Source organism: Arthrobacter sp. B0427-1-12, assembly GCF_059092905.1.
In genome coordinates this window covers 22533-43724 of the sequence record NZ_JBNHIC010000035.1, presented here as the reverse complement: position 1 = coordinate 43724, position 21192 = coordinate 22533, and the positions used below count along the sequence as shown (strand labels likewise).

18 protein-coding genes, 1 tRNA gene and 1 pseudogene are annotated in these 21192 nt (G+C 67.0%); 12 read left to right on the top strand and 8 right to left on the bottom strand.

Annotated features, from left to right (window positions below):
* The first annotated feature begins 117 nt into the window (after window positions 1–117).
* The 4 genes from AC5RWU_RS17655 to AC5RWU_RS17640 all read left to right on the top strand — a co-directional run bounded on the left by AC5RWU_RS17655 (window position 118) and on the right by AC5RWU_RS17640 (window position 5701).
* The gene (locus AC5RWU_RS17655; protein WP_494037115.1) at window positions 118–846 is read left to right on the top strand and encodes an alpha/beta fold hydrolase; all 729 of its coding nucleotides are present in this window, start codon (window positions 118–120) and stop codon (window positions 844–846) included.
* Between the two features lie 52 nt (window positions 847–898).
* Window positions 899–1948 carry an LLM class flavin-dependent oxidoreductase gene (locus AC5RWU_RS17650; protein ID WP_494032270.1) on the top strand — a complete coding sequence of 350 codons (1050 nt, stop codon included), beginning with the start codon at window positions 899–901 and terminating at the stop codon, window positions 1946–1948.
* A gap of 214 nt (window positions 1949–2162) precedes the next feature.
* Window positions 2163–4067: an ABC transporter ATP-binding protein gene (locus tag AC5RWU_RS17645; protein WP_494032269.1), complete on the top strand. Its 1905-nt coding sequence runs from the start codon at window positions 2163–2165 to the stop codon at window positions 4065–4067.
* Window positions 4064–5701, top strand: coding sequence for an ABC-F family ATP-binding cassette domain-containing protein (locus AC5RWU_RS17640; RefSeq protein ID WP_494032268.1), 1638 nt, complete (start codon window positions 4064–4066; stop codon window positions 5699–5701). Before AC5RWU_RS17645 ends, AC5RWU_RS17640 begins: the two co-directional genes overlap by 4 nt.
* 22 nt (window positions 5702–5723) lie before the next feature.
* Here the strand turns inward: AC5RWU_RS17640 and AC5RWU_RS17635 are convergent, their stop codons facing one another.
* The 4 genes from AC5RWU_RS17635 to AC5RWU_RS17620 form a co-directional block, all read right to left on the bottom strand.
* Entirely contained in the window at window positions 5724–6131 is a 408-nt protein-coding gene (locus tag AC5RWU_RS17635; RefSeq protein WP_494032267.1) for an NUDIX hydrolase, read from the bottom strand.
* A 23-nt stretch (window positions 6132–6154) separates the two neighbouring features.
* Window positions 6155–6231, bottom strand: a tRNA-Arg gene (locus AC5RWU_RS17630).
* Between the two features lie 72 nt (window positions 6232–6303).
* Window positions 6304–8019 carry a SulP family inorganic anion transporter gene (locus AC5RWU_RS17625; protein WP_494032266.1) on the bottom strand — a complete coding sequence of 572 codons (1716 nt, stop codon included), beginning with the start codon at window positions 8017–8019 and terminating at the stop codon, window positions 6304–6306.
* Between the two features lie 30 nt (window positions 8020–8049).
* Window positions 8050–8721 carry a hypothetical protein gene (locus AC5RWU_RS17620; protein ID WP_494032265.1) on the bottom strand — a complete coding sequence of 224 codons (672 nt, stop codon included), beginning with the start codon at window positions 8719–8721 and terminating at the stop codon, window positions 8050–8052.
* An 88-nt stretch (window positions 8722–8809) separates the two neighbouring features.
* On the opposite strand from AC5RWU_RS17620, the gene AC5RWU_RS17615 reads away from it, so the two are divergent.
* Complete coding sequence (locus AC5RWU_RS17615; protein WP_494037114.1) at window positions 8810–9634, top strand: inositol monophosphatase family protein; 825 nt, start codon at window positions 8810–8812, stop codon at window positions 9632–9634.
* A 93-nt stretch (window positions 9635–9727) separates the two neighbouring features.
* Entirely contained in the window at window positions 9728–12256 is a 2529-nt protein-coding gene (gene pcrA, locus AC5RWU_RS17610) for a DNA helicase PcrA (RefSeq protein ID WP_494032263.1), read from the top strand.
* A 61-nt stretch (window positions 12257–12317) separates the two neighbouring features.
* Here the strand turns inward: pcrA and AC5RWU_RS17605 are convergent, their stop codons facing one another.
* The 3 genes from AC5RWU_RS17605 to AC5RWU_RS17595 all read right to left on the bottom strand — a co-directional run bounded on the left by AC5RWU_RS17605 (window position 12318) and on the right by AC5RWU_RS17595 (window position 13811).
* Window positions 12318–12773: a hypothetical protein gene (locus AC5RWU_RS17605; RefSeq protein WP_494032262.1), complete on the bottom strand. Its 456-nt coding sequence runs from the start codon at window positions 12771–12773 to the stop codon at window positions 12318–12320.
* Between the two features lie 222 nt (window positions 12774–12995).
* Entirely contained in the window at window positions 12996–13556 is a 561-nt protein-coding gene (locus AC5RWU_RS17600; protein ID WP_494037113.1) for a TetR/AcrR family transcriptional regulator, read from the bottom strand.
* 99 nt (window positions 13557–13655) lie between these two features.
* A complete protein-coding gene (locus AC5RWU_RS17595; protein WP_494032260.1) occupies window positions 13656–13811 on the bottom strand; it encodes a hypothetical protein in 156 nt (51 codons plus the stop codon).
* A 33-nt stretch (window positions 13812–13844) separates the two neighbouring features.
* Here AC5RWU_RS17595 and AC5RWU_RS17590 point away from each other — a divergent pair, with 33 nt between their 5' ends.
* The 3 genes and pseudogenes from AC5RWU_RS17590 to AC5RWU_RS17580 all read left to right on the top strand — a co-directional run bounded on the left by AC5RWU_RS17590 (window position 13845) and on the right by AC5RWU_RS17580 (window position 16474).
* Entirely contained in the window at window positions 13845–15464 is a 1620-nt protein-coding gene (locus AC5RWU_RS17590) for an MFS transporter (RefSeq protein ID WP_494032259.1), read from the top strand.
* Window positions 15465–15566: 102 nt separating this feature from the next.
* A pseudogene (locus AC5RWU_RS17585) lies at window positions 15567–15818 on the top strand (malic enzyme-like NAD(P)-binding protein); the annotation flags it as partial.
* 62 nt (window positions 15819–15880) lie between these two features.
* On the top strand, window positions 15881–16474 hold the full coding sequence (locus AC5RWU_RS17580; RefSeq protein ID WP_494032258.1) for an NADPH-dependent FMN reductase: 594 nt from the start codon (window positions 15881–15883) through the stop codon (window positions 16472–16474).
* A 77-nt stretch (window positions 16475–16551) separates the two neighbouring features.
* Here AC5RWU_RS17580 and AC5RWU_RS17575 read toward each other — a convergent pair whose 3' ends face one another.
* Window positions 16552–18030 (bottom strand): MDR family MFS transporter, encoded by a 1479-nt coding sequence (locus AC5RWU_RS17575; protein WP_494032257.1) that lies wholly within the window; start codon window positions 18028–18030, stop codon window positions 16552–16554.
* 117 nt (window positions 18031–18147) lie between these two features.
* Here AC5RWU_RS17575 and AC5RWU_RS17570 point away from each other — a divergent pair, with 117 nt between their 5' ends.
* The 3 genes from AC5RWU_RS17570 to sucD all read left to right on the top strand — a co-directional run bounded on the left by AC5RWU_RS17570 (window position 18148) and on the right by sucD (window position 21062).
* Window positions 18148–18753 (top strand): TetR family transcriptional regulator, encoded by a 606-nt coding sequence (locus tag AC5RWU_RS17570; protein WP_494032256.1) that lies wholly within the window; start codon window positions 18148–18150, stop codon window positions 18751–18753.
* Between the two features lie 191 nt (window positions 18754–18944).
* Window positions 18945–20108: an ADP-forming succinate--CoA ligase subunit beta gene (gene sucC / locus AC5RWU_RS17565; protein ID WP_494032255.1), complete on the top strand. Its 1164-nt coding sequence runs from the start codon at window positions 18945–18947 to the stop codon at window positions 20106–20108.
* 18 nt (window positions 20109–20126) lie between these two features.
* Window positions 20127–21062 (top strand): succinate--CoA ligase subunit alpha, encoded by a 936-nt coding sequence (gene sucD, locus AC5RWU_RS17560; protein ID WP_494032254.1) that lies wholly within the window; start codon window positions 20127–20129, stop codon window positions 21060–21062.
* Window positions 21063–21192 lie beyond the last annotated feature (130 nt).

Sequence of the window (21192 nt, the reverse complement as noted above, 5' to 3'; positions counted from 1 at the left end):
GCACCGGGAGAACGTGGCCCGCGAATCCAACACCCCCGGCTACAAGGCCATGTTCGTCCGGTTCATCCCGCACCGCGAAGAACCCCAGCTGAGCTGACCGGGCCGCGCCGAATGCACGTGGAGGAGTACGGCGATCCGGGAAACCCCAAGCTGGTGCTGCTGCATGGCGGCGGCGTCGCCGGCTGGATGTGGCAGCACCAGGTGGAGTATTTCCGCCGTACCCATCACATCCTGGTGCCTGATCTTCCCGGTCACGGCCTCAGTTCGGCGGAGGACTTCACCACCATCTTCGGTGCTGCGGACGCCGTCGCAGACGTAGTGGAGCAGCGGGGGCGGGGTCCGGTGAACTTTGCCGGCTTTTCCCTCGGAGCGCAGATCGCCGTGGGCCTGGCGTCCCGCCGTCCCGGGCTAGTCCAGCGGGTCATCGTGGTCAGTGCCTTGGTCCGGCCGCTGCCCGGGGCGGAACTGGGCGTGAGGGCCGCCAGGTTGGCCGCTCCGCTGGCCCGGTCGCGCGCCTTCGCGAGGCTCCAAGCGCGGGCGCTGTTCATCGGGCCGGACTTGTTCGAGGACTATTTCAGGACCTCAAGCCAGATCAGTCCGCGGACGCTGGCAAACGTGCTGCGCGCGAACGCCGGGTTCCGCATCCCGGCGGGCTGGAGCCGGACTCCGGCCCAAGCTGCCGTCGTGGCCGGACAGCAGGAGCGGGCGGTCATGTGCCGTTCCGCCGAAGTGCTGGCCGCCGCGCTGCCAGGGAGCCGGTTGCTCATCGTCCCGGGGCGGGGCCACGGCATCCCGCTGCAGGACCCGGCGATGTTCAATCAGTTGCTGGAGGAGTGGCTGAGCTGAAGCATCCGCGCTGAGACATACCGCTGAAAAATCGGCAGCTGGAAATATGCAAATGCATATTTACGTTGACGCGGATATGGAATTCGGCATCTACAGCTTCGGCGATATCCACCCCGACCCGGTCTCCGGCGCGCGGACCAGTCCGCAGCAGCGGCTGGCGGACCTGCTGGAACGCGCCCGGCTGGCGGACGAAGTGGGCCTGCACTATTTTGGTGCCGGCGAGCACCACCGTCCTGACTATGCTGTGTCTTCGGTGGTGCCCGTTCTGGCGGCTGCGGCGGCGCAGACCCGGAACATCCGGGTGGGCTCGGCCGTCACGGTCCTCAGCACCGAGGATCCGGTGCGGGTCTACCAGCAGTTTGCCACTCTGGATCTGCTCTCCGGCGGGCGGGCCGAGCTGACGGCCGGCCGCGGCTCCTTCATCGAGTCCTATCCGCTGTTCGGTGCCCGCCTCGAGGATTACGACGAACTTTATGAAGAGAAGCTCGAGCTGCTGCTGCGGCTTGACGCCGCCGAGCGGGTCACCTGGCAGGGGAAATTCCGGCCACCGCTGGAGGACGCGCAGATCCTCCCGCGGCCGGCCTCCGGCACGCTGGATATCCGGATTGCCACCGGCGGCACCATGGCCTCCACCGAGCGGGCCGCGCGGCTGGGCAAGCCGGTCACCTATGCGCTGCTGGGCGGTACGGTAGCCAACTTTGAACGGCACGTGCAGGTCTACCGCAGCACTGCGGCGCAGGCCGGGCACGACGCCGGCACCCTCCCGGTAACGCTGGGCGCGGTTGGTTTGGTGCTCCGGAAGAACGCTCAGGAAACCTTCCGGCCGTACTGGTTGGATTCAATGAAGCGCATCTCCGCCGAACGCGGCTTCCCGATGCCCAGTGCCGTCACCTACAACATGCAGGCCGCCCGCACCGGTGCGCTGTTCGTCGGCAGCCCCGAACAGGTGGCGGAAAAGGTGCTGCTGGCACACTCCCACCTGCGGCACGATCGGCAGATCTTCCAGCTGGACTTTTCCTCGGTGCCGCAGGCCCGGGTGCTGGAAGCCATCGAGCTGCTGGGCACAGAGGTCATGCCGCTGGTGAACAGCGACTTGACCTGAACAGCGACTTGGCCTGAACAGCGACTTGGCCTGAACAGCGACCTGGCCTGAACAGGCAGGGTGCCGGCCAGGGACCGGCTGCCTGGCCGGTGGCGGTAGGCTGGACGAGCGCCGGTGCCGGAATTCCCCGGTCTGCCCCGGCGTTGAGGATAAACATCAATAAGGTCGGTGGCGTCGCCTAGTCTCGGGCCAGGACCAGCTGGAAGGCATTGTCATGAGCATGGAAGGTGCGGCCTGGAATTCGCTCTGGCGGATCTCCACCGCAAAGGACGGCAAGAGATTCTCCAAAGCGACCCTGATGCGGGTTCTCAGCTTCGCCAAGCCGTACAAGGGCAAGCTGATCTTCTTCGTGGTGCTCTCCGTCGGAGCGGCCGTCCTGACGGTGGCCACACCGCTGCTGGCCGGCCAGGTGGTTGATGCCATCGTCGCCCGCGCGGACACCGGCGTCGTCATCCGGCTGGCCCTGCTGATCGCCGCCGTCGCCATCGCCGATGCCGCCCTGAGCCTGGTGACCAGATGGCTGTCCTCCGGTATCGGCGAGGGCGTCATCCTGGACCTTCGGACCGCCGTCTTCGACCACGTGCAGAAGATGCCCATCGCGTTCTTCACCCGTACGCGCACCGGTGCCCTCGTCAGCCGGCTGAACAATGATGTGATCGGAGCTCAGTCTGCGTTCAGCGGGACGCTTTCGGGCGTGGTCAGCAACCTGGTGACGCTGGTCCTGACGCTGATTGTCATGCTGAGCACCTCGTGGCTGGTGACGGTCCTGGCGTTGGTCATGCTGCCGCTGTTCCTGCTGCCGGCCCGCCGCATGGGCGCCACGCTCGCGGCGCTGCGGCGCGAAGCCGCCGACCACAATGCTTCCATGGGCACGCAAATGACCGAGCGCTTCTCCGCTCCCGGCGCCACGCTGGTCAAGCTCTTCGGCCGTCCTGCGGACGAGTCCCGCGAATTCGCCCTGCGGGCGCAGCGGGTCCGCGATATCGGGGTGAAGACCGCGATGATGCAGTGGGTCTTCTTCACGGCCCTGATGCTCGTTTCGGCGCTGGCCCTTGCCCTGGTCTACGGCATGGGCGGGTACTTCGCCATCGAGGGGCAGCTGGCCACCGGCGACGTGGTCGTCCTGGCGCTGCTGCTGACCCGGCTGTACGCTCCGCTGACCAACCTGGCCAACGCCCGGGTGGAAATCATGAGCGCGATGGTCAGCTTTGAGCGCGTGTTCGAGGTGCTGGACCTCAAGCCGCTGATCGAGGAGAAACCGGACGCCGCGCCCGTTCCCGCCGGTCCGGTTGCCGTCGAATTCGACGACGTGCGCTTCGCCTACCCGTCGGCGGAAAAGGTCTCGCTGGCCTCGCTGGAGGAAGTCGCCACCCTGGACACCCGCGGTGGGGAAGAGGTGCTGCACGGCATCTCCTTCCGCGTCGAACCGGGCCAGACCGTGGCCCTGGTGGGCTCGTCCGGCGCGGGCAAGTCCACCATCGCCCAGCTGCTCTCCCGGCTCTACGACGTGGACACCGGGTCGGTGAGGCTGGCCGGAACGGACATCCGCGATGTCACCTTCGAATCGCTGCGTGGAACGCTGGGCATGGTCACCCAGGACGGGCACCTGTTCCACGAAACCATTAAGTCGAACCTACTGCTGGCCAACCCGGACGCCACCGACGACCAGTTGTGGGACGCCCTGCGGAGGGCCCGGCTGGAAAGCCTGATCCGCTCGCTGCCGGACGGCCTGGACACCATGGTGGGGGAGCGCGGCTACCGGCTCTCCGGCGGCGAACGCCAGCGCATGACCATCGCCCGGCTGCTGCTGGCCCATCCGCGGGTGGTCATCCTGGATGAAGCGACCGCGGCGCTGGACTCCACGAATGAAGCCGCCGTGCAGGCGGCCCTGGCCGAGGCGTTGGAAGGCCGCACCGCCGTCGTCATCGCCCACCGGCTCTCCACCATCCGTTCGGCGGACCGCATCCTGGTGATCGAGGACGGGCAGATAGTGGAGCAGGGCACCCATACGGAACTGCTGTTCGGCAATGGACGCTACGCGGAACTGCACCGGACGCAGTTCGCCACCGATGATGCCGGCGGCGCCGCGGCTGACGCTGCAGTCCGGGCGGGCGCATGAGCGCCACACTGGTAGCCAAGGACCTGTCCGGCGGCTACGCGCACCGCACCCTGTTTTCCGGCCTCAACCTGACCGTGGCGCCCGGGGATGTCGTGGGCGTCCTCGGATCCAACGGTGCCGGCAAATCCACTCTCCTGCGGCTGCTGGCCGGCGTGGATGAACCGCTGGCCGGAACCGTCGCGCTGGCGCCTACCGACGCGTTCGTCGGCTGGCTTCCCCAGGAGCATGAGCGTGTGCCGGGCGAGACCGTCGCCGCGTACATCGGCCGGCGCACCGGGGCCGCCGAAGCCACTGCCGCAATGGAAGCCGCAGCAGAGGCGCTCGGCACGGAGGCTCCGGGTGCCGATGACGCCTATGCGGCGGCCTTTGACCGCTGGATGGCCAGCGGTGCCGCGGATCTGGAGGACCGCATCCCCGCCGTGCTGGCGGAACTGGGCCTGGAACTGGCCGGGGACGAACTAATGACCGGACTCTCCGGCGGGCAGGCCGCGCGGGTGGCGCTCGCGGCCCTGCTGCTGAGCCGTTTCGACGTGGTGCTGCTGGACGAGCCCACCAATGACCTGGACCTGGACGGGCTCGCCAGGCTGGAGGACTTCGTGACCGGGCTGCGCAGGGGTGCGGTCCTGGTGTCCCACGACCGCGAGTTCCTGGCGCGCTGTGTCACCCGGATTGTTGAGCTGGATCTGGCCCAGCGCAGCATCGCCGTGTTCGACGGCGGCTACGAGGCCTATCTGGAGGAACGTGCCGTCGCCCGCCGGCATGCCCGGGAACAGTACGAGGAATTCACCGGGAAGAAGGCGGACCTAGTGGCCCGCGCCCGCACGCAGCGGGAGTGGAGCTCGCAGGGCGTGCGGAATGCCATGCGCAAGGCGCCGGACAACGACAAGATCCGGCGCCGTGCCAACACCGAGTCCTCCGAGAAGCAGGCGCAGAAGGTCCGGCAAATGGAATCCCGGATCGCCCGGCTGGAGGAAGTAGCCGAACCCCGGAAGGAATGGCAGCTGCAGTTCAGCATCGGTTCCGCGCCGCGTTCCTCCTCGGTGGTGGCGACGCTGCGCGAGGCAGTGGTCCGGCAGAGGGACTTCCTGCTGGGACCGGTATCCGTGCAGGTCAACGCCGGAGACCGGATCGGCATTACCGGCCCGAACGGGGCTGGCAAGTCCACGCTGCTGCGGCTGCTGCTCGGAACCCGCCGGCCGGACGACGGCGATGCGTCCCTGGGCGCGAGCGTCGCCGTCGGCGAAATCGACCAGGCCCGCGGGCTGCTGGACGGCCCGGCGGCCTTGGCTTCCGCCGTCGAAGCCCAGCTGCCGGACTGGCCCAGCGCCGAGGTGCGGACGCTGCTGGCCAAATTCGGGCTCCAGGCCGACCACGTGGGGCGGACAGTGGATTCCCTCTCGCCCGGCGAACGGACGCGGGCTGCGCTGGCCCTGTTGCAGGCCCGAGGGGTCAACCTGCTGGTGCTGGACGAGCCCACCAACCATCTGGACCTGCCCGCCATTGAACAGCTGGAAGAGGCGCTGGACAGCTACGACGGCACGCTGCTGCTGGTCACCCACGACCGCCGGCTGCTGGCAAATGTCCGGCTGGACGCACATTGGGAGGTCGACGCCGGGAAGGTCCGGGAAGTCTAGGTCCTCGGCCGGGGTGCCCGGGTCAGGAAGCGGCCCTGACAAGGCCCGGGATCACGAACTCCGTCAGCAGCGGAGCCAGGTCGCCCCGCTCGGCGGCCCGGGCCGGATCGAGCCAGAGCATTTCCTCGATTTCCGCTGCAATGGCCGGAACCTGAGTCGTTGCGCAGGCGAAGACTGCGGCGTCGATGAAGGTTTCTTCCTCGTTGGCCGCGATGCCGTGCCAGGTCCCCAGGGGGATCAGTTCGTCGACCGTGACGCGGATGCCCAGTTCCTCTTCGAGTTCCCGCACTGCCGCGTGCTCCGCGGATTCGCCCGGCTCCAGCTTCCCGCCGGGTTGCATGAATTTGGTGGTGCCGCGCTTGCGCACCAGCAGCAGTTCGCCGTCGTCGTTGCGGATACAGAGGGCGGCGATGGTGAGGATTTCAGGCACGTCTCCAGCCTCCGCTTTGTCAGTGGTGCCCCCGACCGGAATCGAACCGATGGCCTGCCCTTTAGGAGAGGGCCGCTCTATCCTACTGAGCTACGGGGGCGGGTCCCGGGCGCTGCGGCCCACGGGACTGTATTAGCTTACCTGTTCGCGGGGACGGCCGGGAAACCGGTGGTCACCAGTTGTCCTCCTCCGGGAGGTTGAACTCATGGCGGTACGCCTTCACGGCTGCTCCGATGGTGGAGTAGAAATGGTCCGGACTGAAGCGGCTGCCCAGCCCGAACCGGATGAGCCGGTCCTTGACCGGCCCCTTCATCTCCGCGAAGTACAGCTCGATGCCCTTGCGCGCCAGATAGTCGTCCAGCGCCACTAGTTCATCGAGGGCGGTGGTGTCGACGCCGGTGATCGGCTCGGCCGTCAGCACCACCCAGCGCACCGGCTCCTCGGCCTTCTCCACCAGATCCCGGACAAACGAGCCGAAGATGGCGCCGTTGGCGAAGAACAGCGGCGCATCGAACCGCGCCAGGAGCAGACCCGGCAGGCGCATGCCCTCCGGGTGGCGGGTGACGTCGTGGTAGCCGGGACGGCCTTCCACCCGGACCAGCTCCGTGCGGTACGGATTCCAGGCCCGGTAGACGAAGGCGAGCAGGGACAGGCCGATGGCGATCACGATGCCTTCGAGCACGCCGACGAACGCCACACCGAGGAACGCCGCGAGCAGCAGCGCCGTTTCCATCCTGCTCATGCGGGCGAGCGCGGCCAGGGTCTTCAGGTCGAGCAGGGAAATGGCCGCGCTGATCACCACCGCCGCCAGCGTGGCGGAGGGGAGGAACTCCATCACGCCCGGAGCCAGGTACATGAACGCGATCAGCAGTACCGCCCCCACGACGCCGACCAGTTGGGTCCGCGCGCCCGCGTCGATGGCCACCGGGGTGCGGGAGGAACTGCTGCAGACCGGGAAGCCGCTGAACAGTCCGGTGGCCACATTGGCCGCACCCAGGGCGCCCATCTCCTGGTTGCCGTCCACGTTTTCGCCGCGGCGGGCGGCCAGGGTGCGGGACAGCACGGCGGTATCGGCGAAGGCAATCAGGGCAATGCCGACGGCGGGCCCCAGCAGCGCCGCGACGTCACCCCAGCCCAGCCCGCCGAGGGCCGGTCCGGGCAGGCCCTGCGGCAGGCCGCCGACCACCTCGACCACACCGCCCAGCCCGAATACGGCGGCGGCAAGGATGGAGCCGACGACGGCCAGCAGCACCCCGGGAACACGCCAGCCAAGCCATTTCGGGACATAGATCAGCAGCAGCGACGCCGTCCCGATCCCCAGCGCCGCCAGGTTTGTTTCACCCCGGCCCGCAGCGGCGGCGATGCTGCCCACGTCCTGCCACAGCGAGCCCTTGTCGATGGAGATTCCCAGGAAATCCGGCAGTTGGCTGACCATCACGACCACGGCCAGGCCGTTGAGGTACCCCACCCGGATCGGTTTGGACAGCAGCCCGGTCACAAAGCCCAGGCGCAGGAAGCGTCCGGCCACCAGGATGGCTCCGACGATGATCGCCAGCAGCCCCGCCAATGCCACGGCCCGATCCTCACTGCCGGCGGCCAGCGGCAGGATGGCCGCGGCGATCATCGGCGCCAGCGCGGAGTCGGGAGCCAGGACGAGCACCCGCGACGGGCCGATCATGGCGTAGACCAGGAGCGGCACGATCGTCGCGTAGAGTCCGGTCACCGGCGGCAGACCCGCCGCCTGCGCGTACCCCATGCCGGCCGGGATCAGCAGCGCCGTCAGCGTGGCGCCGGCCGCGAGGTCATGCCGCAGCCACGAAAGCTGGTAGGAACGCGCCGTTTCCACCCCTGGGAGGAAACGGTTGAGCCGGTCCTTCAGCCGGGACACCGTTGTCCGCTCTCGTCAGCCCGGCGGCCGTCAGCCGGGCGCCCCCGCCGGTTCCGGACGGCTCCGGCGCTGGCGGGCATTAATGACGACGGCGGCAATGGCCACGAGCAGGCACAGTGCCAGCAGGATCCAGCGGGCCGTGGTCAGGAAACTGGCGAGCCCCACCGCGCCGGCATCCAGCGTCCCGGCGGCGAGGACGCCGTCGATCATGACGTTCTCCCACAGGTCGACGATGGCGAACAGAATCGGCACGGCCCACATCGCCCAGCGGATGCCGCGGCTGCGGACATATTCATTGATGAGCAGCATCCAGGTGAACGCGAAGATCAGCGGGAACAGGGTGCCCGCGGTCTTGTGGACGAAGCCGAGCTGCCCGCGGTCCGCCTCGTCCAGGACGCCGCGCAGCTGCTCGATGTACGCGGCGTCGTAGCCGCCGATCAGTGAGTCCGGCATGGCCAGGCCCTCGCTGAGCTGGGTCATCTGGTTCAGGGTCAGCAGATGCAGGTAGGCGAACAGGAACAGGCTCGCCACCGTGCCGGCGATAATGATCAGGTTGGCGTTCTGGGCCGCCTTGGCCGGTGCCCTGCCGGCGGCGGGTGCCTGACCGGCAGCCGCTGCCGGGCCGGCGGGGCTGGCGGGAGCTCGGCCGGGGACTGCCTGCTGTCCGTGCTTCCTGGCGCGCTGCGCGGGGGTTTTGCTCATGGTCCATTATTGCGCTCCGCCTGCGGTGCCTGCGGAAGCCAGGATCGGAGGCTAGGGTGGAAGGGTGGGCGAAACGAAGGATGCTTCCTTGGATATAGACGGTTCTTTGGACGATTACGCTCTGGCGGCTGCGCTTGTCACGGAGGCCGGCCGGCTGGCGCTGCGGATGCGGGCCGAAGGCCTCACCGGGACGCAGAAAACGTCGGTTTCGGATGTGGTGACGGCTGCGGACCACGCCGCCGAGGACTTCATGGTACGGCAGCTGCGCGAGCTGCGGCCGGACGATGCGATCGTGGGGGAGGAAGGGGCCAACTTCCCCGGCACGTCCGGGCGGGCCTGGGTAATTGATCCGGTGGACGGCACCTACAACTTCCTGAGCGGGTCGACCTACTGGTGTTCGGCGCTGGCCCTGAAGAACGACGCCGGCACCCCGGTTCCGGTGGACCCTGAAGTTCTGCTCGGCGCGATTTACCAGCCGCAGGAGGACCGGCTGTGGCAGGGCGGGCAGGACCGGGCCGCCACCCTGAACGGGCAGGTGCTGCCGGGGATCACCAGCGCGCCGCTGGGACAGATCAGCGCCGCAACCTACCTGCATCCCACCTGGCTGGCGCGCCCCGAGGCGGCCGTGCCTTTCGCCGCCGCGGCAACGCAGGCGGCGACGATCCGGATGCTGGGTTCGGCATCCTGCGACCTGGGCGGCGTGGCGTCCGGCCGCCTGGGCTGCTGGTTCCAGCACAGCTGCCCGGAATGGGACTGGCTGCCGGGCAAGGCCATCGTGCGCGCCGCCGGGGGAGCGACGCGGGTGGTGGAGGTCAACGGGATCCGCTGGCACATCGCCGGTGGGACACAGGCGGTCGAGGAAGTCGCCGCCGCCCTGGGCGAAGGTGCCGCAGCCGAAGGTTCCCGGGCATAAAGATGCCGTGGGCGTAAAGATCCCGGGGACTGAGGCTGCCCTGTACACAGCCTCAGCTGATCGTCGGTGCCACCGCCTAGACTTAACAGCACCATGGATTCACTTTTCTCCTTTGACTTTTCCCCGTACGCGGCTGCCGGCGGCCCGGCCGCCCGGAAGCGTGACGCGGCCGGCCCGGCCGCTTCGGCGGCCACCGCACACGGAACCACCGCATCGGCGACGGGCTCGGCTTCGGCGGGTGCCGGCGTCGTACCTGCGGCCGGGCTGCTCGATGCGGGCCGGGCCCGGGAGCTGCTGGCCGGACTGAACCCGCAGCAGGAGGAAGCGGTCCGGCACGGCGGTTCGCCGCTGCTGATCGTGGCCGGCGCTGGCTCCGGCAAGACTCGCGTGCTCAGCCACCGGATCGCCTACCTGCTGGCCACCGGGCGGGCCAGGCCCGGACAGATCCTGGCCATTACGTTCACAAACAAGGCCGCTGCGGAAATGCGTGAACGCATCGAGGGCCTGGTCGGGGAAGCGGCGCAGAACATGTGGATCTCCACGTTCCACTCTTCCTGCGTGAAGATCCTGCGGCGCGAGGCGAAGAACGTGGGGCTGAACTCGCACTTTTCGATCTACGACTCGGCGGACAGCCTGCGGCTGATCACCCTGGTGGCCAAGGGCCTGGACCTGGACCCGAAGAAGTTCGCGCCCAAGGCCATCATGCACAAGATCTCCGCGCTGAAGAATGAGCTCATCGATGATGAGACCTACTCAGCCAAGGCGAACCTGCAGGATCCGTTCGAGCAGGCCGTGGCGGAGGTCTACTCCGGCTACACCCAGCGCATGCGCCAGGCCAATGCCATGGACTTTGACGACCTGATCGCCCAGGTGGTCCACATCTTCCGCGCCTTCCCCGGGGTCGCCGACTACTACCGGCGCCGCTTCCGGCACATCCTGGTCGATGAGTACCAGGACACCAACCATGCCCAGTACGCGCTGGTGCGGGAGCTGACGCTGCCGGTGGAGGACGGGTCGGTCGACCCCGCCGAGCTGACCGTGGTGGGGGATTCGGACCAGTCGATCTACGCGTTCCGCGGTGCCGACATCCGGAACATCGTGGACTTCGAAAAGGACTATCCGGACGCGCGGACCATCCTGCTGGAACAGAACTACCGCTCCACCCAGACCATCCTTACCGCGGCCAACGCCGTCATCTCGCGGAACCCGAACCGCCCGGCCAAGCGGCTGTGGACGGCCGCCGGGGATGGGGAAAAGATCATCGGCTACGTCGGCGAAAACGAGCATGACGAGGCGCAGTTCATCGCCCGGGAGATCGACCGGCTGCAGGATGAGGAAGACCTGCGCCCGGGCGACGTCGCCATCTTCTACCGCACCAACGCCCAGTCCCGCTCCATCGAGGAAATCCTCATGCGCGTCGGCCTGCCCTACAAGGTGGTGGGCGGCACCCGCTTCTATGAGCGCAAGGAAATCAAGGACGCGCTGGCGTACCTGCGCGTGCTGGTGAACCCGGACGACGTCGTCAACCTCCGCCGCATCCTTAACGAACCCAAGCGCGGGATCGGCGACCGGGCTGAATATGCGATTGCCGCGCTGTCCGAGCGCGAGCGGATCAGTTTCATGGCCGCGCTGCGGCGGGCGGACGATGCCCCGGGCATGGCTACGCGATCGGTCAACGCCGTGAAGAACTTCGTGAAGCTCATCGACGATCTGGCCGAGGTCGCCGGCGGTTCCGGCGCGGCGTCCGCGCTCGAGGCGGTGCTGGAGCAAACGGGCTATCTGGCCCAGCTGCGCCAGAGCAACGACCCGCAGGACGAGTCCCGCGTGGAGAACCTGGCTGAGCTCGTGGCTGTGGTCCGCGAATATGAGCGGGACAATCCGGAAGGGTCCTTGGAGGAGTTTCTGGAACAGGTGTCCCTGGTGGCGGACGCAGACCAGATCCCGGACGCTCCGGAAGGAGCGTCGGCGGCGGAAATGGCTGCCGCTGTCGCGGAAGCCCGCCGCCAGGGCGTGGTGACGCTGATGACCCTGCATACGGCCAAGGGACTGGAATTCCCGGTCGTCTTCCTGACCGGTATGGAGCATGGAATCTTCCCGCACCAGCGCTCCGCCACGGACCCCAAGGAGTTGGCCGAGGAACGCCGGCTGGCCTACGTGGGCCTGACCCGCGCCCGTAAGCGCCTGTACCTCACGCGCTCCGAGGTGCGCAGCATGTGGGGCCAGAGCCAGTACAACCCGGCCAGCCAGTTCATCGGGGAGGTCCCCGCCGAGCTGGTCGACTGGAAGCGGGAGGGCACGGCCCGGCCGTCGCTCGGGGGCGGTTTTGGCGGAAGCAGCGGCTCCGGCAGCCGCTACAGCGGCTCCTTCTGGGGCGCCGGCACTGCGTCCGGCCGGGACACCCTGCCCGCCGCACCGCGTTCCACCGCGGCCGGACGGGTCCAGCCGCAGAAGGAAGTCATTTCCGTGGCGGTGGGGGACAAGGTCAACCACACCAGCTTCGGCAACGGAACGGTCCTGGCGGTCGAAGGCGCAGGGGAAAAGATCATTGCCAAGATCAGGTTCGACATCGGCGAGAAGCGGCTCGTGGTGCGGTTTGCGCCGCTGACTAAGCTGGAAGCCTAGGCACAGGAAAGCTCCGCTGCCGGTGGCTCACCGGCAGCGGAGCTTTCCTGTGCTCTATGGTTTAGAGGCCGTCGTCGGCCGCGCCGGGAGCGTCGTCCAGGCCCTCGGCGTGCGGTGCCTCGGGCACCACATCGTCGTTGGCTGCGGCGGCATCCTCGGCTGCGGCTGCGTCCTCCGCGTCCTTGGCGGCGTCTTCAGCTGCATCCTCGGCGTCCTTCGTGAGCTCGAGTTCGGCCTCCATTTCGGCCTCCAGCTCGAGGTCCGCTTCGGTCGCGGCCGGGATCGCGGTCGGATCCGCAGCGGCGGGAGCCGCGGCAGCATCGCCGTCGTCCGGCTGATCGACCAGGTCCACATGGCCGGGTCCGTGCACGCCGTTGTCGTCGACCGCGACCGCGCCGGTCAGCGGGTCGACGGCGTCTTCCACGCCGTCCTTGGCCTGAGCCCCTGCCATGCCACCTGCCATGAGCAGTCCCGCGATGGCGGTGGTTCCGATGATCTGTCGCGTCCTGATTTCCATGGTTCTCTCCAATTCCGATAAGTACTGCTAAATCCTGCAGGGCGGCCGGATCCGCATCCGGCTTCGGGCGGTTGCTGTCCGGGTCTTGCTGCATTCAGTCTGTTCGGCTTTGGTGAGACAGCCATGAGAAGTTCGTGAATCTTTTCTCATGTGGAGGGGCGGGGCTGCGCCGCGGCTCCGTGCCCATTGGTCACTTGTGCCGGCCGCGGCGCGGGGCGGGTCTTACTCTTCCGTGAGCAGATGGCACCAGGCGTCGGTGAGGGTTTCGAGGCAGATCTCCCGTTCCACCACCCAGCCCAGGCGGAACCAGCGCATCGACAAGTACTGGAACTGGCCGAAGGCCAGCACGCAACGGATCTGCCGGGTTTTCGGATCGAACCGGCCGGCCCGGTCGAGGCCCTCCTCCATCCAGGCTGCGGTCCCCTGGAACCAGTTCTCGATCTTCTCGTCGATCTCCGGTTCGCTCGGTGCTGCCTGGTGCGCGGCCAGGATGTAGGGGCGGATGACCGCCCACTGATCGAATTTCTTATCCAGCCAGGCTCGCACCAGCTCCCGCCGTCCAAGTTCAACGACGGTGGACAAGGGTGGGTCGTCTTCCCGCGTGAGGATCTCATCCACCTGGTTGATCAGCTCGGCCATGAGCAGGGCCTTCGATGGGAAGTGCAGGTAGAACGTTGTCCGAGTGGTGCCGGCAGCCGCGGCGATGTCGTCAATGGTGGTGGACGTGTAGCCCTTGGCCTCGAAGAGTTCCAACCCCTTCTCCAGCAGAAGCTGTCTGGTCATCTGTTTCTGGACGTCGCGAAGGGTTGCCATGCCCCAAGAATAGCCGGTCCTCATGGCCGGATTTCCACTTCGAGTCGAGTTAGATAACGGTGTGAAGTTTTACTTGACGAGGTGTTGTGTGAACCGTATCTTTGTTGCAAAGATCACATCGGTGACAGGGTCGTGATGAACAGCATCGCGGCGAAGCGAAAGACGGCTTTCATGGCTCACTTCGTAGGCCTCGTCCTCGCCGGCGCCGAGATCTTCCCCTTCCACTCCGCTGCTCTCAAATAAACAAAGGAGTTTCCCATGAGCCAAGGCCAGGAAGTCCAGGCACTCTCACCGCAGTCGTACCCACCCCCACAGGCTCCGCCGTCGTCGGCGGTTCGGCCAAGCCGTGTCAAGGGCACCCTGGCCGCGGCCTCGCTGGCCGTCATGGTCGCGCAGATCGCCAACGCGCTGCCCGGCGCCCTCAACGGTGAATTCCAGCTCACCTTCAACACGTTCGGTTCCCAGCTGACCTGGATCACCGCGGCTTTCATGATCCCGGTGGTGGTCTTCGAACTCACGTTCGGCGTCCTCGGCGACAAGTTCGGCCACCGCAAGCTCGTTGTCGGCGGTTCCATGCTGGTGGTGCTCGGTTCGCTGGTCTGCACTTTCTCGCCGACGATCCAGGCGATGTGGATCGGATCGGCCATCAACGGCCTCGGTGCCGGGGCGATCTTCCCGGCATCGCTGGCGCTCGTCGCCTCGGTGGCGCGGACCATGCAGGAGCGCGTGCGGGGCATCGCGATCTGGGCGGGTTTCCTGTCCGCCGGTTCCGCACTCTCCCCGCTGCTCGGCGGCGTGTTCGCCGGCTTCGGCTGGTGGCGCGGGGCCTACGCGGTGGTCGCGCTGGTCAGTGTGGCTGCCCTGATCCTGACCGTCCTGCGCGCGCAGGAGGCCAAGGTGGCCCAGGAGCGCCGGCTGGACCTGTGGGGCCAGATCACCTTCGCACTTGGACTCATCCTGGTGCTCTTCGGTCTGGTCCAGGGGCCGGAGGACGGCTGGACGGCTACCCACGTCGTGACGTCGCTCGCCGTTGGCGCCATCCTGCTGGCTGTGTTCGTGGCGATCGAACTGCATGTCGAGTCGCCGCTGCTTGAGCTGCGGCTGTTCAAGATCCGGCAGTTCACGGTGTCCTCCATCGTCGCCGTCGTCGGCATGTTCGCTTTCCTCGGGGCGTGCTTCTCGACGAGCATGTGGCTGGGCCCGGTGCAGCACCAGAACCCGCTGTTCCTCGGCATGCTCTTCCTGCTCCTGCAGGGGCCCGCGTTCGTGCTGATCCCCGTGCTCTCCCGGCTGCAGGCCCGTGTGCCGGCCCGCTGGCTGCTGACCGCCGGCTTCCTGGCCATGGGCGCCGGAGCACTGATCAACTCCAACGCCGACGTTGCCAACCGCGATGTGACCACGTTCATCCTGCCGTCCCTGCTCGTCGGCCTGGGCTTCGCCTTCACACTTAGCCCCATGACGGCGATCGCCGTGACCTCGGTTCCACGCCAGCTGACCGGCATGGCGAGCGCCACGACCAACCTGCTGCGTGACCTTGGCTTCGCCCTCGGCCCGGTCCTGGTCGGCGCCATCGCGCTGAGCGCCGCCGGCGGCCAGCTGATGGGGTCCCTGCAGACCTCCGGACTGCCGGCCGACCAGCTCGGCCCCGCCCTGGGTATCGCCGAAGCCGCCGGACCGATCGCCCTGAACAGCCTGCCCGAAGGCGTCCCCGGCGCCGCCGCGCAGCAGTTCGCCCTGGAGGCTCTCGGCAGCGGCTTCTCCCAGGCCTTCCTGGTCGTCGCCATCGCGGCCCTGGCCGCAGCGCTGCTCAGCTGGTTCGGTCTGGGCGGCGTCCGCGATGCCGAGCCTGAGGCAGAGCTGAGCGAGACCGCCGTCTGACATCCGCACCGCCTGGAAACGGGGCGGCACCAATCTGTCCCCGTTTCCAGGCGGTTCCACGCCTCTGATCGCACGACCCAAGCCTGACAAGGAAATACATGAGAGGAAACCCTGGCAACAATGTCCGGTGACGCGATCGTCTTCGCGCTCTCCACCCCGGACCCTGAAGTCCACCCGCATGCCGCCCGCAGGTACGCTAAGGTCGTGGCCACCGGCCGCAGCGACTTCCCGAACCAGATCAACAATGTGCTGGCCTTCCCCGGAATCTTCCGCGGAGCGCTGGACGCCGGCGTCACCCGGATCACTCCGGAAATGAAGGTCGCCCCGGCGGTTACCGCAGCAGTTATCGCCGCGGCCAGGCAGCAGGGCCGCGCCCCCGGACCCCAAATGTAATTCACTATGGAATGGAGAACGGCATGACGAAACCCCTCCTGCAGATCATCATCGGCAGCACCCGCCCCGGCCGGGCCGGAGCCTCCGTGGCGCAGTGGTTCGCCGACCGCGCCCGCGAGGACGACCGGTTCGCGGTGGAGGTCCTCGACCTGGCCGAGGTAGGACTGCCGCTGATGGATGAGCCCAACCACCCGCGCCTGCGCTCCTATGTGCATGAGCACACCCAGAACTGGAGTGCGACGATCGACCGGGCGGACGCCTTCGTTTTCGTCATCCCCGAGTACAACTACTCCCTCAACGCGGCGACCAAGAACGCCATCGATTACCTGTTCCAGGAGTGGCGGCACAAGCCGCTGGGCATCGTCAGCTACGGCGGCATTTCCGGCGGCCTGCGTGCCGCGCAGGTGCTTAAGCAGATCGGCTCGGCTTTGAAGATGGTGCCGACGCCCGACACCGTGATCATCCCGATGGTCGCCAAGCTGCGGGACCAGGAGGGCTGCTTCAATCCCACCCCCGCCATTGAGGACTCGGCCACGGCACTGCTCGGCGAACTCAGCACGCTCACCACCGCCATGCTGCCGGTGCGCGAAGCACAGTTGGCTGCTGCACAAGCCTGATCCCCGGGCGAACACAAGAGCCGGTCGTCCCCGTGGGGATGACCGGCTCTTGTCGTACCTTTCGTGCTTTGACGACCTTAGCGGCCGGCGTTTTCCAAGCGGCGCACGAACGGCGAGCAGACCACGGCGACCAGGCCGAGGATGCCGCCGACCGTGAAGGCGACGCGGACGCCGTCAACCAGGGCGACGTTCCCGGCGATGCCGCTGGAGGCCGCCAGGGAGGTGCCGATGGTCATGGCGGCAATGAGCACCGCGGTACCGGCGGCGCCGGCCAGCTGCTGCAGCGTGTTCATGATGGCGCTGCCATGGCCGTACTGCTCGCGCGGCAGGGCGCCCAGGGCGACGGTCATCAGCGGGGTCATCAGCATGGCCATGCCGATGCAGAACACGGTGTGGAAGACAACGATCGTGGCGACCGAGGTGTCAACATGGACGCTGCCCAGCAGCCACTGGCCGCCGGCCAGCAGGATGGCGCCCGGAATGACGATCGGCCGGGGACCGACCTTGTCGTAGATACGGCCGACGATCGGGGAGACGATGCCCTGGATAATGCCGCCCGGCAGCAGGGCCAGACCGATGGTCAGGGTGTTCAGGCCCATGCCGTTCTGCATGAAGATCGGCATGACCATGACGGTGCCGAGCATGGTTGCCATGGCGATCATGACGATGACCACGGAGATGCGGAAGTTGTGGACCTTGAACGGGCGCAGGTCCAGCAGGTCGGACTCGGTCTTGCGCAGGCGGCGCTGGCGGGTGATGAAGAGGATCAGTGCGATAACGCCGACAACCAGGCCGACGATCGGTGCCATGGTGCCTTCCATGAGGTCGGCGATCGAGGCGAGCGCGTAAACAATGCCGCCGAAGGCGAACGCGGAGAGGATGACGGAGAAGACGTCCAGCGGGGCCTTGCGGGTTGCGCCGTTGGACTTGATGGCGAACACGCCGAACAGGAACACGATCACGGCGATCGGGACCATCAGGCCGAAGACCCAGCGCCAGCTGAGGGCATTGATGACGATGCCGGACAGGGTCGGGCCGATGGCCGGGGCCACGGAGATCACCACGGAGTTCAGGCCCATGACAGTGCCGCGGTAGGCGACTGGAACGGAGGTCAGCGTGGTGGTCATGAGCAGCGGCAGGATAATCGCGGTACCGCCGGCCTGGACAATGCGGCCGATCAGCAGGACTGCGAATGTCGGGGCGATGGTCGCCAGCGCGGTGCCCACGATGAAGAGCAGCATGGCCCAGACGAACAGGCTGCGGGTGGTGAAGCGCTGCAGCATAAAGCCCGTGGTCGGAATGACTACCGCCATGGTCAGCATGAAGCCGGTGGTCAGCCACTGGGCGGTCGTGGCCGCGATGCTGAGGTCGGCCATCAGGTTGGGCAGGGCAACGCTGAGCACGGTCTCGTTAAGGATCATGATCAGGGCGGAGAGCACGAGCGCGGTGATGGTCGCCGCCACGCCCTTGGTGGTCCGCTCCGGTTCTACGGCCCGCGCGGCCTCCGACTCTAGTTCTATGATGGCGGGCTTATCCCGCTCTTGGACGTCTTTCATGGACACCTGTTCCTGGTTGATGGGCTTCCCGGAAATTATGGCACGATGTGTCATAGTGACATAACATGCCATAGATGTGTTCATCCTCACTTAGGGCGCTGTGCTAGAAAGGACCGCATGACCGACGACGCTCCCCGGGACCTGCGCACCAGGCGCCGCCTCGACACGCACCAGGAGATCCATCAGGCGGCCCTCGAGCTGTTCGAGGAGCAGGGGGTCCGTGAGACAACCGTCCAGCAGATCGCCGACCGCGCCGGCATCTCGCACCGCACGTTCTTCCGCTACTTCACCTCCAAGGAGCAAGCTGCCCTGCCCGGTCAGCGCCGCATGCTCCAGGCGATCGATGCCCTGGAGGTCTCCGGCACGGAACCTGCCACCGTTCTACGGGATGTCGAGGCCATGGCAGAGGCCGTGATGAACCGGGAGAACGACCCCGAGCTGGAGGAGCACCGCCGCGTCGCGCGGCTGCTGGCCCGGGAGTCCGAGCTCCAGGCCCTTGCGGCCTCGCAGGAGCAGGTTCTCACCGACCATCTCCGTGCCCGACTCGCCGAGCAGCTCGAGGGCCAGGACCCGATGACCGTGCTGCTGATCGCCGAGGTGGCCGTGGCCGTGTGGCGCACCTCCTGGGAGCGGTGGGGCGAACTCGCGGTTGAGGACGAAGCGGGGGACCCGGTGGAGCTGTACCGCCGCTGCCGCGAGGAGCTGCGGCGCGTCGTCGGCTGAGGCGCCGCGCCTAGCGCAGAATGTGAATTTTCTACAACTCATAGAACTGTGGGCTTACTCACGAAAGCGCTAGTCTGGGACGGGCTCCAACCCCAAGCGGCTAGAGTTCGATACGGAGCACTTGGACTGAACCCTGACCGGGAGCGGCCGCTCCGAGTCAGAAACGACTTCGACGTAGAAGGACACAACCCGTGGACCTGTTTGAATACCAGGCGCGCGATCTCTTCGAAGCACACGGCGTACCCGTGCTTGAGGGAATCGTTGCCTACACTCCTGAAGAAGCAAAAGCCGCAGCTGAGAAGATTGGCGGCGTGGTTGTCGTCAAGGCTCAGGTGAAGGTCGGCGGCCGCGGTAAGGCCGGCGGCGTCAAGGTTGCCAAGACCGCGGATGAGGCGTTCCAGTACGCGACGGACATCCTCGGTATGGACATCAAGGGCCACACCGTCAACAAGGTCATGATCGCCCAGGGGGCGGACATCGCCGAGGAGTACTACTTCTCGATCCTCGTGGACCGGGCCAACCGCAACTACCTGGCCATGTGCTCGGTGGAAGGCGGCATGGAGATCGAGCAGCTCGCCGTTGAGCGTCCCGAGGCTCTGGCCAAGGTTGCCATCGATCCGATCGTCGGCATCGACCAGGCCAAGGCGGAAGAGATCATCGACGCTGCCGGCTTCGCTCCCGAGCTGCGCGAAAAGCTCGTCGACACCTTCATCAAGCTGTGGGACGTCTTCAAGAAGGAAGATGCCGGCCTGGTTGAGGTCAACCCGCTGGTCAAGACCGGCTCCGGCGACCTGATCGCCCTCGACGGCAAGGTCTCCCTGGATGAGAACGCCGCGTTCCGCCACGAGAACCACGCCGAGCTGGAAGACAAAGCAGCTGCGAATCCGCTTGAGGCCAAGGCCAAGGAGATGGACCTCAACTACGTCAAGCTCGACGGCGAAGTCGGCATCATCGGTAACGGCGCTGGCCTGGTCATGTCCACCCTGGACGTCGTCGCCTACGCCGGCGAGAACCACGGCAACGTCAAGCCCGCCAACTTCCTGGACATCGGCGGCGGCGCCTCGGCCGAGGTCATGGCTGCCGGCCTGGACGTCATCCTCAACGACCAGCAGGTCAAGAGCGTCTTCGTGAACGTCTTCGGCGGCATCACTGCCTGTGACGCGGTAGCCAACGGCATCGTGAAGGCTCTGGAGATCCTGGGCGAGAAGGCCACCAAGCCGCTCGTTGTCCGCCTTGACGGCAACAACGTGGACGAAGGCCGCCACATCCTCAAGCAAGCCAACCACCCGCTGGTCACCCTGGCCACCTCCATGGACGAGGGCGCCGACAAGGCCGCCGAGCTGGCGAACGCCTAAGGATCGAGGAAAAAGAACATGTCTATCTTCATTAACAAAGATTCGAAGGTCATCGTCCAGGGCATCACCGGCGGCGAAGGCTCCAAGCACACCTCCCGCATGCTGCACGCCGGGACCAACATCGTCGGCGGCGTGAATGCCCGCAAGGCCGGCACCACGGTCAAGCACAAGGACCAGCACGGCGCCGAGATCGAACTCCCCGTCTTCGGCTCCGTCGAGGAAGCCATGAAGGAGACCGGCGCGGACGTTTCCATCGTCTTCGTGCCCCCGGCCTTCACCAAGGACGCCGTCGTCGAGGCCATTGAGGCTGAGATCGGCCTCGTCGTCGTGATCACCGAAGGTGTTCCGGTCCAGGACTCCGCCGAGTTCTGGGCGCTGGCGCAGTCCAAGAAGGACGCCAACGGCAACCAGATCACCCGCATCATCGGCCCGAACTGCCCCGGCATCATCACCCCGGGCGAGTCCCTGGTGGGCATCACCCCGGCCAACATCACCGGCAAGGGCGGCGTGGGCCTGGTCTCCAAGTCCGGCACCCTGACCTACCAGATGATGTACGAACTGCGCGACCTGGGCTTCTCCACGGCGATCGGCATCGGTGGTGACCCGATCATCGGCACCACCCACATCGACGCCCTGGCTGCGTTCGAGGCGGACCCGGACACCAAGGCCATCGTCATGATCGGCGAAATCGGCGGCGACGCCGAAGAGCGCGCAGCCGATTTCATCAAGGCCAACGTCACTAAGCCGGTCGTCGGCTACGTGGCCGGCTTCACCGCTCCCGAGGGCAAGACCATGGGCCACGCCGGCGCCATCGTCTCCGGTTCCGCCGGAACCGCCCAGGCCAAGAAGGAAGCCCTCGAAGCCGCAGGCGTGAAGGTCGGCAAGACCCCGTCCGAGACCGCGCACCTGCTGCGCGAGGTCTACCCCGAGCACGAGGAACCGTCCAACCTCTAAGGACGCCTTAGCGGGGACCGCTTAAAGTACGACGGCGGCCGGTCGCCTTCCGCACGGGAAGGTGACCGGCCGCCGTCGTGCATTTAATCCGGAGTACACTGGACTGTCGAATTTTCGCGTAAGGAACGGC